Source organism: Actinomadura sp. WAC 06369, assembly GCF_003947565.1.
Taxonomy (GTDB): domain Bacteria; phylum Actinomycetota; class Actinomycetes; order Streptosporangiales; family Streptosporangiaceae; genus Spirillospora; species Spirillospora rifamycini.
The window spans coordinates 24,587-36,880 of record NZ_QHJN01000074.1; the positions used below are offsets into that span (position 1 = coordinate 24,587).

Below are 12,294 nucleotides of genomic sequence, written 5' to 3' on the forward strand. Positions count from 1 at the left end.
ACCTGCGCCACCGGCGACCGGCAGGAACCCGAGGTCGATGACCATTTCTATGTCGAGGTGTCGGAATGAGCTATCTGGACCGCCTGGAGCATTACGCCGGCCTGCCGGTGGTGTCGTTCGATCCCGAGGCCGCGGATCCGGCCGGCGCGGCGCCGGCGGGCGAGGTCGCCTGGCGCGTCGAGGGCGACGACGGGGGGAAGTACGACAACGTCTTCGCGGCCTTCGCGGCGCTGGTGGACCCCGCCCAGGTCGTCGCGGTGATCCTCGGCGGCTATTCCGACGACACGCCGCTCGCGGCGTCGAGTCTGGCCGGGGCCGCGTCCTACCCCCGGCTCAGGACCCTGTTCGTCGGCGACCTCACGTCCGGAGTGCCGATCTCATGGGTCGAGCACGAGAACGAGGAGGACTTCGCGTCGGTCTTCCGGGCGTTTCCGAGCCTGGAGCGGTTCGAGCTCCGCGGCGCGACCCTCCTCGACCTGGACCCGTTCGAGAGTGCTTCGCTGAAGATGCTGCGGTTCGAGTCCGGCGGGCTCCCGGCGGGCGTCGTCCGGTCGGTGGGGGCGAGCGACCTGCCGAACCTGGAGCACCTCGACCTGTGGCTCGGGACGCCGAACTACGGCGGTGACGCGTCCGTGGACGACTTGGCGCCGATCCTTTCGGGGGAGCGGCTGCCGTCGCTGCGGCACCTCGGGCTGGAGGACTCGGAGATGCAGGACGAGATCGCGGAGGCGGTGGCGGGCGCGCCGGTGGTGGCGCGGCTGGAGTCGCTGAGCCTGGCGATGGGGACGCTGTGCGACCGGGGCGCGGAGGCGCTGCTGGCGGGGCAGCCCCTCACGCACCTGCGGAAGCTCGACCTGCACCACCACTTCCTGTCCGAGGCGATGATGGAGCGCGTGCGCGCGGCGCTGCCCGGCGTCGACGTCGATCTCGGTGACCGGCAGGCGGCGGACGACTTCGAGCGCTTCTACATCAGGGTCTCCGAATGAACGAGTACTTGGAGGAGTTCGACGGCCTCCCCGTCGTCCAGATCGAGATGGAGCCGCCCTCCGACGCGCCGCCCGAACCCGGCGACGCCGCGTGGGGCCTGTACCCGGCGCAGCGCGGCTGGCGGTCCTACGACGCCGGCGCGAGCCTCGACTGGCTGCTCGGCAACGTCGACACGGCGCGGGTCACCCATCTGGTCAGCGGCTGGTGGCATCGGCCGAGCGCCGCGCGGAAGCTCGCCGAGAAGGCGGACGCGTTCCCCCGCCTGCGCGCGCTCTACCTCGGCGACATCCCCGAGCAGGAGATCTCGTGGATCGACCACGGCGACATCGCGCCGTTCTTCCGGGCGTTCCCGGAACTGGAGCGCCTGGAGGTCCGGGGAGTCGGCCACCTGCACGAACCGGTCCGCAGCACGTCGCTGCGGGTGCTGCGGTTCGAGTCCGGCGGGCTGCCCGCCTCGGTCGTCCGGTCGGTGGGGGAGTGCGGTCTGCCGAACCTGGAGCACCTCGACCTGTGGCTCGGGACACCGGACTACGGCGGTGACGCGTCCGTGGACGACTTGGCGCCGATCCTTTCGGGGGAGCGGCTGCCGTCGCTGCGGCACCTCGGTGTCGAGGACTCGGAGATCCAGGACGAGGTCGCGGAGGCGGTGGCGGGCGCGCCGGTGGTGGCGCGGCTGGAGTCGCTGAGCCTGGCGATGGGGACGCTGTCCGACCGGGGCGCGGAGGCGCTGCTGGCGGGGCAGCCCCTCACGCACCTGCGGAAGCTCGACCTGCACCACCACTTCCTGTCCGAGGCGATGATGGAACGGCTCACGGCCGAACTCCCGGACGTCGACGTCGACCTCCGCCTTCCCGAGGACGAAACGCTCGACGAGGCGTGGCCTCCGGATGGGTTCTATATCGCGGTGTCGGAATGATCCGCGCGAAGAGCGTGAAAGGGAACCATGGACATCTATGAGCCGCTGACCGAGTACGCGGGCCTGCCCGTGGTCACGCACGGAGCGGAAGGCGAGCGGCCGGCGGCCGGGGAGGCGGCGTGGCGCGTCGCCACCTCCTACGACGGTCCCGACTTCGACGAGCGGTTCGCGGCGTTCGTCGAGGAGGTCGACACCGCGGCGGTCACCGCGCTGGTCATCGGCTTCTGGGACATGGAGCCGCTGCCGGTGAAGGTGCTGACCGACGCGGCCGCCGCCTTCCCCAACCTGCGGGCGCTGTTCGTCGGCGACATCGACATCGAGGAGGAGGCGCACCTCTCCTGGATCCAGCACACCGACATCACGCCGGTGCTGCACGCGTTCCCGGGCCTGGAGCGGTTCGAGGTCCGCGGCGCGGAGGATCTCTCCCTGAGCCCGTTCCGGAGCGACGCACTGCGGGTGCTGCGGTTCGAGTCCGCCGGGCTCCCGGCGGACGTGGTGCGTGCGGTGGGGGCGAGCGGCCTGCCGAACCTGGAGCACCTCGACCTGTGGCTGGGCGTCGAGTACCGGGGCGGCGACGCGACGGCCGAGGACCTCGCGCCCCTCCTCGACGGGGTCCGGTTCCCCTCGCTGCGGCACTTCGGGCTGTTCAACACCCCGATGCTGGACGAACTCGCCGAGGCGGTCGCGTCCGCGCCGGTCGTGGCGCGGCTGGAGTCGCTCGCCCTCGCGCTGGGCACGCTGACCGACCGCGGCGCCGAGGCGCTGCTGACCGGGCAGCCGCTCACCCACCTGCGGAGGCTCGACCTCGACGGGCACTATCTGAGCCGGGGCATGACGCAGCGGCTGAAGGCCGCGCTGCCCGGCGTCGCCGTCGACCTCGGAACGGCGGTGGACTACATGGCCGACAAGGTCCCGTGGGGCGATGACGAAGGGGACCGCGGATACTACGTCGCGGTGTCGGAATGACGGCCGCGGCGGCCGCGTTCACCGTCGTCGCGACGCCCGGCGACCGGCGGCCCGTGCTGTTCGCGGACGCGTGCCGGGCGTGCGGGCTGCCCGAACCCCGCGTCGTCCCCTGGACGGACGTGCTGCGCGGCGGCGACCTCCCCTTCGGACCCGGCGACCTCGTGCGGATCGACTCGCCGGGCGAGGACGCCGAGGCCGACGCGCTGCTGCGGGGCCCCGGCGACCCGACCCGGGTCGGCGGCGGCGCCCGCTGGTACCGCGCGTTCACCGCCGCGCTCCGCCGGATCGACGCGGCGGCGTCGGCGGCGGGCGCCCGCCTCGCCGGCGACGTCGGCGACATCGCCGCCATGTTCGACAAGCGGCTGGCGCACGCCCGGATGCTGGCCGCCGGGGTGCCCGTGCCGCCCGCCCTCGCGCCCGCCGGCGCGTCCGGCGCGTCCGGTGCGCCCGCCTGGGACTACGCCTCGCTGCGGGACGCGATGGACGCGGCGGGGGAGCGGCGGGTGTTCGTCAAGCCCGCGCACGGCTCGTCCGCGTCCGGGGTCGTGGCGCTGCAGACCGCGCCGGGCGGCCGGGTCCGCGCCGTCACCTCGGCGGCGATGACCCCGGACGGGCTGCGCAACTCGCTGCGGGTGCGCACCTACCTCACCGAGCCGGAGGTCGCGTCCCTCATCGACGCGCTCGCCCCCGACGGGCTGCACGTGGAGCGTTGGGTGCCGAAGGCGACGACCGGCGGACGGACGTTCGACCTGCGCGTCGTCGTCATCGGCGGCGAACCCGCCCACGCGGTCGTCCGGACGAGCCGCCACCCCATGACCAACCTCCACCTGGGCGGTGCCAGAGGCGACCTGGAGGCCGTCCGGCGCGCGCTCGGCGCGGACGGCTGGGACGAAGCGATGGACGTGTGCGCGCGTGCCGCCGCGTGCTTCCCGGGCAGCCCGATGGTCGGCGTGGACCTGCTCGTCCTGAACCGCATGCGGGGCTTCGCGGTGTGCGAGGTCAACGCGTTCGGCGACCTCCTGCCGCGCCTCACCGGCTTCCCGGGCGGGCCCGCCGAGGGCGTCGACACCTACACCGCCCAGGTCCGGGCCGTCCTCGCGGAAAGCGGCGCCCGTGCGTGACATGAACCGGATCATCGGCACCCACGACGTGCTGCTGGTCACGCTCGACACCCTCCGGTACGACGTGGCCGCCGAACTCGCCGCGGCGGGCGAGACGCCCACGCTCGTCCGGTACCTGCCGGACGGGCGCTGGGAACGCCGGCACACGCCCGGCAGCTTCACCTACGCGGCGCACGCGGCGATGCTCGCCGGGTTCCTGCCGACGCCCGCGGAGCCGGGCCCGCACCCCCGCCTGTTCGCCGGCGCCTTCCCCGGCAGCGAGACGACCGCGCCCGGCACCTGGACGTTCGACGCCGCCGACCTGCCGTCCGGTCTCGCCGCCGCCGGGTACCGCACCGCCTGCATCGGCGGCGTCGGCTTCTTCAACAAGCGCACCCCGCTCGGCTCCGCGCTGCCGGCGCTGTTCGCCGAGAGCCACTGGGAACCGGAGTTCGGGGTGACCGACCCGGACGCGCTGCCCAACCAGATCGACCGGGCCGCCGCCGTGGTGGCCGGACTGCCGCCCGACCGCCGGCTGTTCCTGCTGGTCAACGTCGCGTCCCTGCACCAGCCGAACTGGTTCTACCTGGACGGCGCGTCCCGCGCGGACGGCGACACCCGCGCGAGCCACGCCGCCGCCCTGCGCCACGTCGACGCCCACATCGGGCGCCTGTTCGCCCTCATGCGCCGCCCCTGCTTCGTCATCGTGTGCTCCGACCACGGCACGGCGTACGGGGAGGACGGCCACACCGGGCACCGCATCGGCCACGAGGTCGTGTGGACCGTTCCGTACGGAGAGTTCGTTCTGCCTTGACAGTGATCAACGTGACCAGCCCCCCGACCGGCCCCCGGACCGGCGGATCGCCCTACCAGGGGTACGTCTACGCGTACCCCCACAAGACCGCCTACCGGCCGCTCGACCCCGCGCCCGCCCTGCGGGACGTCTGGGCGGGCGAACCGCTCGGCGCGCTCTTCCTCTACCTGCACATCCCGTTCTGCGAGATGCGGTGCGGGTTCTGCAACCTGTTCACCCGCACGGGCGCGCCCGAGGAGCTCACCGGCGCCTACCTGGACGCGCTCGACCGGCAGGCCGCGGCCGTCCTGGACGCGCTGGACGGCCTGGACGGCGCGTCGTTCGCCACCGCCGCCTTCGGCGGCGGCACCCCGACCTACCTCACCGCCCCCGAACTCGAACGGCTCTGCGACATCGCGGGCCGCTTCCCCGGGTTCGGGACGGGGCCGCTCGGCGTCGAGACGTCCCCGGCGACCGCCACCGCCGACCGGCTGGCCGTCCTGGCCGAGCGCGGCACCACCCGGATCTCCATCGGCGTGCAGAGCTTCCTCGACGACGAGGCCCGCGCGGCCGTCCGCCCGCAGAAGCGCGCCGAGGTCGAGGCCGCGCTCGACCGCATCCGCGCCGCGGGGTTCCCGACCCTGAACATCGACCTCATCTACGGCATCGACGGGCAGACCCCCGAGACGTGGAAGCACTCCCTCGACGCCGCCCTCGCCTGGCGCCCGGAGGAGCTCTACCTCTACCCCCTGTACGTGCGCCCGCTCACCGGGCTCGGACGGCGCGCCCGCGACTGGGACGACCAGCGCCTCACCCTCTACCGGCTCGGCCGCGACCACCTCCTCGCCGAAGGCTACGAGCAGGTGTCCATGCGCATGTTCCGCCTGCCCGGCGCGTCCGCGAACGGGACCGAGTACTGCTGCCAGACCGACGGCATGGTCGGGCTCGGCTGCGGCGCCCGCTCCTACACGACCCGCCTGCACTACTCGTTCGAGTACGCCGTCGGGGCGTCCCAGGTCCGCTCGATCATCGATGACTACGTGCGGGAGACCGACTTCGGCACCGCCCGCGTGGGCTTCACCATGAACGCGGACGACCGCCGCCGCCGACACCTCCTCCAGTCCCTCCTGCAAGCGGACGGCCTCGACCTCGCCGGCTACCGCGCGCGCTTCGGCGACGACCCGTCCGCGCACTTCCCGGACGAACTCCGCACGTTCGGCGAACGCGGCTGGCTGGAACCGTCCGCCGAGACGCTCCGCCTCACCCCCGAAGGGCTCGCCCACTCCGACGCCATCGGCCCCGCACTGTTCTCCGAACACGTGCAGTCCCTCATGGCGTCCTACGAGGCGCGCTGATGGACCACCTCACGATCCTGTACCGCGGGCCCCTCGCGAGCTGCGACTACGACTGCCCGTACTGCCCCTTCGCGAAGCGTCGCGACACGACCGAGCAGCTCCGCGCCGACCGGGCCGCCCTCGAACGCTTCACCGCCTGGGTCGCCGCCCGGGAGCACCCGGTCTCGGTGCTGTTCACGCCGTGGGGCGAAGGGCTCGTCCGCTCCTGGTACCGGCGCGCCCTCGTCGAGCTGAGCCACCTCCCGCACGTCCGGCGCGTCGCGATCCAGACGAACCTCAGCCACCGCACGTCCTGGACGTCCGAGGCCGACCCGTCCCGCCTGGCGCTGTGGGCCACCTACCACCCCGGCCAGGTGCCCTACGAGCGCTTCCTCGGCAAGTGCCGCGACCTGCACGCGCGCGGCGTCCGGTTCAGCGTCGGCATCGTCGGGCAGCCCGAGCACCTCGACGCGGCCCGCCGCCTCCGCGCCGACCTGCCCGCCGACGCCTACCTGTGGGTCAACGCCGCCGAGGGGCGCGTCTACGACGACGCCGAGGCCGACGCGTGGACCGCCGTCGACCCGCTGTTCCCGGTCAGCCGGCACCCGCACCCGAGCCGGGGCCGCGCCTGCCGCACCGGCGACACCGTCGTGTCCGTGGACGGCGACGGCACCGTGCGCCGCTGCCACTTCGTCCCGGCCGTCCTCGGCAACCTCTACGACGGCACCTTCCGCGCCGCCCTCGGCCCCCGGCCCTGCCCCCTCGCCACGTGCGACTGCCACATCGGCTACGTCCACCTCGAACCGCTCGGCCTCTACGACACCTTCGCCGGAGGCGTCCTCGAACGCATCCCCGCCCTGCTGGGGGACCGCGCCCGACCGGCGTGACGCGGCGGGCACGACGACGGCGGGCGCCCGTTGGCGACTGGGGAAGTGCTGCCAACGGGCGCCCGCCGGGGGGACCGGAACCACCGGTCGCTCGGGGGACCGCTCAGGTCTGCTTCTCGGGGCGGTAGTCGGCCTCGTCGACGCCGAACGTCCAGGCGACGCCCTCCCGCGCCGTCCGCGTGGTCGGCGGGACGCGCAGGTAGTACGTCCGGTACGTCCCGTCGGGCTCGGGGGTGGAGTTCACCACCTCGACCATCACCACCGGCTCGTCGCCCGGCAGGTCGATCGACCACAGCACGCCCGTCTCGTCCTGGTGGACCGGCTTCGCCCCGACGTCGGCGAGGTAGCGGTCGTAGCCGTAGATCTCCAGCATGACCCGGCGCAGCTCGGCGTTCTCCTCGCGCAGGATCCGGTCCGCGTGGAGATCGGTGAGCGACTCGACGAAGTCGGGCGGGATCGGCATCCCGCGCCAGGCGTGCAGCGCGAACCCGTCCGGGTACGCGAGCGCCGGGCCGTCCCCGCGGTGCAGCCGCCCCGGCTCGTCCCGGTGCAGCTCCGACGGACGCTCGCAGCAGATCGCCAGCCGCTCGTACGGCCACCACCAGCCGGCGGAGCGGGCGACCTCGGCCAGGCCGGAGAGCCGGCCGTCGAGCCGCCCCAGCGACTCGAACAGCGCCAGCCACGGCGCGTCGTGCTGGCCCAGCACCGCGTCGAGGGTGGCGGCCCGGAGCAGCGACTCGGCGCGCTGCTGCTCGTCCGTCGCCTCCTCCGGGTCGGGGGCCGCGGCGGCGCCGGCGGCGGCCCGCACCCGCGTGACCAGCGACTGCACCTGGCTCCAGAGCAGCCCGCCGCTGTCGGCCCACGCCCGCGGCCAGCCCTCCGCGCCGAGTTCGGCCGCGGCGGCGGCCCGCTCGGCCTCCCAGGGCCGGGTCCGCACGGCGTCGCGGACGCTCGCGCCCGCGTCGGCGTCCGCGCCCAGGTCGGCGAGGGCCGCGTCGACCTGCTCGGCCGCTCCGGCGGCGCGCAGCGCCTCCTCGTGCCCGGCGAGGACGGCCGCCGCGACGGCGCCGCGCAGCGGCGACGGCACCCACAGGACGCGCTCGGGCGCGGGGAGCCCGGCGGCGGCGTAGGCCGCGGCGATCCCCGCCTCGGCGCGGGGCCGGTCGGCGGGCGTCGCGGCGAACGCCGCGGACTGCCAGTCGCCGACGACGAAGTGCGCGGGGCGCGGGGTCTCGGTGTGCGTCTCGGTCGTCATACCCGCCGCCTCAGTCCGCCACGACCCGGACGGAGCCCGGCACGTACTCGCGCTGGCGGATCACCCGGTACCAGCCCTTCGGCAGCGAGATCGCCGCGTGCTCCTCGTGGACCAGCCGCCCGCCCGACGGGAGGTGCAGGTGGTCGGGGGTGCGCGGGTCGGGCGTCCGCAGGAGCGTGCCCGGCGCGGCCAGCGCGTGCGCGTGCCCGGTCGCCTCGCCGAGCGCCAGCACCATGCGGCCCCGTCCGTCGCGCGGCGCCGGCGGCAGGGCCCGGACGGACGGCGGCACGTCCGCTTCGGCCACGGGCAGGATCAGGATGTCTCCCTGTCGGTACATGCGGCGAACGTAGCGCCCGGCACCGACAAACCCGGCACCGGCCGGACGGGCGCCCGCGGGGGTCAGAAACCGCGCGTCCGGCGGGCGGCCGGACGGGCCCAGCGGCCGGACGCGGTGAGGCCGACCCGCTGGAACGCCCGCACGAGTTCACCGCCCAGGTTCACCCCGGCGCCGAGCGCCAGCGCGATCGACAGCGCCGAGATCAGGCTGAGGATGCCGTCCTGCGGCGCGCCCGTGTTCAGCTCGACCATGCCCCGGTACAGCGGCGTCCCCGGCAGCAGCGGCCCGATCGCCGGGACGACGTAGGGCATCACGGGCGCGCCCTGCCTGCGCGCGACCACGTTCGCCAGCGTCCCCACCACCGTGGCGGCCACCGCGGAGGCCAGCACCGGCGGCATGTCCCAGCCGCGCATCAGCACGAACAGCACCCAGATCAGCGCGCCGCCCAGCGCGACCGGCGCCAGCACGGCGCGCGGCGCCGCCAGCGACAGCGCGAACGTCGCCGAAACCGCCGCCGCGGCGAGGATCTGGACGGAATCGAGCGTCTCGCTGGCCCTCGGCAGGTGCCGCACGTCGATCGCGACGTCGAAGTTGACCGCGATGTAGACGACGACGCCCAGCCCCGCGACCAGCGCCGCGATGATGAAGAACACCTCGAGCACGCGCGCCCCGGCGCTCACGAGGTCGCCGGTGATGCCGTCCTGAATGCTGGCGACCAGCGGGCGCCCGGGCAGCAGCGCCAGGATCACCCCGGTCACCACCGAGGCGGCCGGCCCCGGGCTGCCCGTCGCGACCACGATGATCGCGCCCGTCGCGCCGATCGCGGCGGCGACCGTGAGCTGGAAGAACTCCGCGACGCCCCGGCGCGCCAGGTAGGCGGCGGCGCGGTCGCCGAGGACCGTTCCAGCGAACGCGGTCAGCGCGACCAGCAGCCCGCCGCCGGACAGCACACTCGCCGACGCGGAGATCAGGCCCAGCCCCAGCACGATCATCCACGGCGGGTACGGGCCCCGCCCGCGCTTGATCTCCGCGAGCCGCCGGTGCGCCGCCTCCAGCTCCAGCATCCCGATGGACGCCTGCTGGACGAGGTCGTGCAGCGCGGTCAGCCGCCAGTGCGCGGGCGTGCGGCGCCGGATGGCGCGGGCGGCCGTCACCGGCGGCGCGCCCTTGCCGGGATGCGCCGACACCAGCAGGCTCGTCAGCGTGACCTGCACCTCGCAGCGCGGCAGCTCGAACGCCACCGCGAGGCCGAGCATCGCCTCGTTGACCCGCTCGGTCGTCTCGCCGCTGGCCAGCAGGAGTTCCCCGACGCGCAGCACGAGGTCGACGGCCCGCGGATCGACGACCTCACCGGGCTCCTCCTCGGGGGGCTCCGGCGGCGAGCCGTCCATCAGGACCTGCCACGTCCGCCGCAGCCGGTCGGCGGCGGCCGAATTCCGCAGCCGTTCCACCGCGCCCGGGGTCTCCGGGCGCTGCGTCGCGCTCATCCCGCGCTTGTGTCCTTCCAGCAAGATCCGATCTCGCCCGCAGGCTACCCACGGCCGGGAGCTGACACGTCCACCGGGGTTATCCCCAAAAGCAAGTTCTGGTGTGACGGTCAACGCATCGTTGGTACCAAGGTGGCATGAGCTCTCCCAGTGACCTCCGAGACGAGGCCGAACGGACCCTGCGCGCCCTCGCCGGCGACCACGCGCGGCTCCGCGACGACCAGTGGACGGCGATCGACGCCCTCGTCGTCGGGCGCCGGCGGGCCCTGGTCGTCCAGCGCACCGGGTGGGGCAAGTCCGCGGTCTACTTCGTCGCCACCCGCCTGCTGCGCGCCCGCGGCGCCGGCCCCACCGTGATCGTGTCCCCGCTGCTGGCGCTGATGCGCAACCAGATCGACGCCGCCGAACGCGCCGGCATCCGCGCCCGCACGATCAACTCCGCGAACACCGACGACTGGGAGGGCGTCTTCGCCGAGGTCGAACGGGGCGAGGTCGACGTCCTGCTCGTCAGCCCCGAACGGCTCAACAACCCCGACTTCCGCGACCTCGTCCTGCCCCGCCTCGCCGCGGGCGCCGGCCTGGTCGTCGTCGACGAGGCCCACTGCATCTCCGACTGGGGCCACGACTTCCGGCCCGACTACCGCCGCATCCGCACCCTCCTCGCCGACCTCCCGCCGGACGTCCCCGTCCTCGCGACCACCGCGACCGCCAACGCCCGCGTCACCCGCGACGTCGCCGAGCAGCTCGCCGTGTCCCCCCACCGGGAGGGACGTCCGGACGCGGGGGACGCGCTCGTCCTCCGGGGCCCGCTGGAGCGCGAGTCGCTGCACCTCTCCGTCGTCACCACGCCGACGGCCGAGCAGCGCATCGCCTGGCTCGCCGAACGCCTCGAAAGCCTCCCCGGTTCCGGGATCGTCTACACCCTCACGGTGGCCGCCGCGCACGAGATCGCCGCGTTCCTCCGCGACCGCGGCCACGAGGTCGCCGCCTACTCGGGCCAGACCGAGCAGGCCGAGCGGCTCCAGGCCGAGCAGGACCTCCTCGACAACAAGCTCAAGGCCCTCATCGCCACCAGCGCGCTCGGGATGGGCTTCGACAAACCCGACCTGGGCTTCATCGTCCACGTCGGCGCGCCGCAGTCGCCCGTCGCCTACTACCAGCAGATCGGCCGCGCGGGCCGCGGCGTCGACCGCGCCGAGGTCATCCTCCTCCCCGGCCGGGAGGACCGCGAGATCTGGGAGTACTTCGCGAGCATGGCCTTCCCGCCGGAGGACGTCGTCCGCGACACCCTCCGCGTCCTCGACGAGGCGGATCGCCCGCTCTCCCTCGGCGCCCTCGAACCCCGCGTCGACCTCGGCCGCTCCCGCCTGGAGATGATGCTCAAGGTCCTCGACGTCGACGGCGCCGTCCGCCGCGTCAAGGGCGGCTGGACCGCGACCGGCGTCCCCTGGACCTACGACCGCGAACGCTACGAGCGCGTCACCGCCGAGCGCCGCCGCGAGCAGCGCGCCATGCTCGACTACATCGCCGCCACCGGCTGCCGGGAGGAGTTCCTGCGTCGCCGCCTCGACGACCCGGCCGCCGCGCCCTGCGGCCGCTGCGACAACTGCACCGGCGAGCACCGGTCCGCCGACGTCGCCGCCGAGAGCACCGCCCGGGCCCGCGACCGCCTCCACCGCCCCGGCGTCGACGTGCCGCCCCGCCGCATGTGGCCGACCGGCGTCAAGGACGACCTCGGCGTCGCCGGCCGCATCGCCCCCGGCGAGCAGGCCGAGACCGGCCGCGCCCTCGGCCGCCTCACCGACATCGGCTGGGGCAACCGCCTCCGCGACCTGTTCGCCGCCGGCGACGCCGACGTTCCCCCCGACATGCTCGACGCCGTCGTCACCGTCCTGTCCGCCTGGGACTGGTCGGCCCGGCCTGCGGGCGTCGTCACCATCGGCTCCAGGTCGCGGCCCCGCCTCGTCACCGGCCTCGGCCACCGCATCGCCGAGATCGGCCGCCTTCCGTACCTCGGCGAACTCGCCCCCGCGGGCGAGCCCGTCCCCCGGCGCCACAACAGCGCCCAGCGGCTCCGCTCGGTCTGGCACGGCCTCGCCCTGCCCGACGCGCTCTCCGGCGCCCTCGCCACCGCCCCCGGCCCCGTCCTGCTCGTCGACGATCGCATCGAGACCGGCTGGACGATGACCGTCGCCGCCCGCCTCCTCAGACAGGCCGGCGCCCCCGCCGTCC

Annotated in this window: 11 protein-coding genes; 8 read left to right on the top strand and 3 right to left on the bottom strand. The window is 74.7% G+C overall.

Annotation, left to right across the window (positions count from 1 at the left end):
* Positions 1–65: 65 nt before the first annotated feature.
* From DMH08_RS20790 to DMH08_RS20820, 7 genes are read left to right on the top strand one after another with little or no spacing between them, the layout of a single operon-like run.
* Positions 66–986 (top strand): STM4015 family protein, encoded by a 921-nt coding sequence (locus tag DMH08_RS20790; RefSeq protein WP_125617123.1) that lies wholly within the window; start codon positions 66–68, stop codon positions 984–986.
* Positions 983–1,903 carry an STM4015 family protein gene (locus DMH08_RS20795; RefSeq protein WP_199747917.1) on the top strand — a complete coding sequence of 307 codons (921 nt, stop codon included), beginning with the start codon at positions 983–985 and terminating at the stop codon, positions 1,901–1,903. Before DMH08_RS20790 ends, DMH08_RS20795 begins: the two co-directional genes overlap by 4 nt.
* A 27-nt stretch (positions 1,904–1,930) precedes the next feature.
* A complete protein-coding gene (locus tag DMH08_RS20800) occupies positions 1,931–2,869 on the top strand; it encodes an STM4015 family protein (RefSeq protein ID WP_125617125.1) in 939 nt (312 codons plus the stop codon).
* On the top strand, positions 2,866–3,990 hold the full coding sequence (locus tag DMH08_RS20805) for an STM4014 family protein (RefSeq protein ID WP_125617127.1): 1,125 nt from the start codon (positions 2,866–2,868) through the stop codon (positions 3,988–3,990). Before DMH08_RS20800 ends, DMH08_RS20805 begins: the two co-directional genes overlap by 4 nt.
* 1 nt (position 3,991) lies before the next feature.
* Entirely contained in the window at positions 3,992–4,783 is a 792-nt protein-coding gene (locus tag DMH08_RS20810; protein WP_034520591.1) for an STM4013/SEN3800 family hydrolase, read from the top strand.
* A gap of 2 nt (positions 4,784–4,785) precedes the next feature.
* The gene (locus DMH08_RS20815) at positions 4,786–6,117 is read left to right on the top strand and encodes an STM4012 family radical SAM protein (RefSeq protein WP_442778645.1); all 1,332 of its coding nucleotides are present in this window, start codon (positions 4,786–4,788) and stop codon (positions 6,115–6,117) included.
* Positions 6,117–6,983, top strand: a complete 867-nt coding sequence (locus tag DMH08_RS20820; protein ID WP_125617131.1) for an STM4011 family radical SAM protein — start codon at positions 6,117–6,119, stop codon at positions 6,981–6,983. The genes DMH08_RS20815 and DMH08_RS20820 overlap by 1 nt, the downstream gene beginning before the upstream one ends.
* A gap of 103 nt (positions 6,984–7,086) precedes the next feature.
* On the opposite strand, the gene DMH08_RS20825 is transcribed toward DMH08_RS20820, so the two are convergent.
* From DMH08_RS20825 to DMH08_RS20835, 3 genes are all read right to left on the bottom strand, one after another.
* Positions 7,087–8,238: a DUF6745 domain-containing protein gene (locus DMH08_RS20825; protein WP_125617133.1), complete on the bottom strand. Its 1,152-nt coding sequence runs from the start codon at positions 8,236–8,238 to the stop codon at positions 7,087–7,089.
* A gap of 10 nt (positions 8,239–8,248) precedes the next feature.
* Complete coding sequence (locus DMH08_RS20830; RefSeq protein WP_026404950.1) at positions 8,249–8,575, bottom strand: hypothetical protein; 327 nt, start codon at positions 8,573–8,575, stop codon at positions 8,249–8,251.
* A gap of 62 nt (positions 8,576–8,637) precedes the next feature.
* Positions 8,638–10,062 carry a threonine/serine ThrE exporter family protein gene (locus DMH08_RS20835; protein ID WP_233617714.1) on the bottom strand — a complete coding sequence of 475 codons (1,425 nt, stop codon included), beginning with the start codon at positions 10,060–10,062 and terminating at the stop codon, positions 8,638–8,640.
* 137 nt (positions 10,063–10,199) lie between these two features.
* Here DMH08_RS20835 and DMH08_RS20840 point away from each other — a divergent pair.
* Positions 10,200–12,294: RecQ family ATP-dependent DNA helicase (locus DMH08_RS20840; protein WP_125617135.1), on the top strand; the 2,095-nt coding region annotated here is incomplete at its 3' end.

What these genes read in the sequence shown, in the direction of transcription:
- DMH08_RS20790 (WP_125617123.1), top strand. Translation starts at nt 66, where the DNA reads ATGAGCTATCTGGACCGCCTGGAGCATTACGCCGGCCTGCCGGTGGTG.
- DMH08_RS20795 (WP_199747917.1), top strand. Translation starts at nt 983, where the DNA reads ATGAACGAGTACTTGGAGGAGTTCGACGGCCTCCCCGTCGTCCAGATC.
- DMH08_RS20800 (WP_125617125.1), top strand. Translation starts at nt 1,931, where the DNA reads ATGGACATCTATGAGCCGCTGACCGAGTACGCGGGCCTGCCCGTGGTC.
- DMH08_RS20805 (WP_125617127.1), top strand. Translation starts at nt 2,866, where the DNA reads ATGACGGCCGCGGCGGCCGCGTTCACCGTCGTCGCGACGCCCGGCGAC.
- DMH08_RS20810 (WP_034520591.1), top strand. Translation starts at nt 3,992, where the DNA reads ATGAACCGGATCATCGGCACCCACGACGTGCTGCTGGTCACGCTCGAC.
- DMH08_RS20820 (WP_125617131.1), top strand. Translation starts at nt 6,117, where the DNA reads ATGGACCACCTCACGATCCTGTACCGCGGGCCCCTCGCGAGCTGCGAC.
- DMH08_RS20825 (WP_125617133.1), bottom strand. Translation starts at nt 8,238, where the DNA reads ATGACGACCGAGACGCACACCGAGACCCCGCGCCCCGCGCACTTCGTC.
- DMH08_RS20830 (WP_026404950.1), bottom strand. Translation starts at nt 8,575, where the DNA reads ATGTACCGACAGGGAGACATCCTGATCCTGCCCGTGGCCGAAGCGGAC.
- DMH08_RS20835 (WP_233617714.1), bottom strand. Translation starts at nt 10,062, where the DNA reads ATGAGCGCGACGCAGCGCCCGGAGACCCCGGGCGCGGTGGAACGGCTG.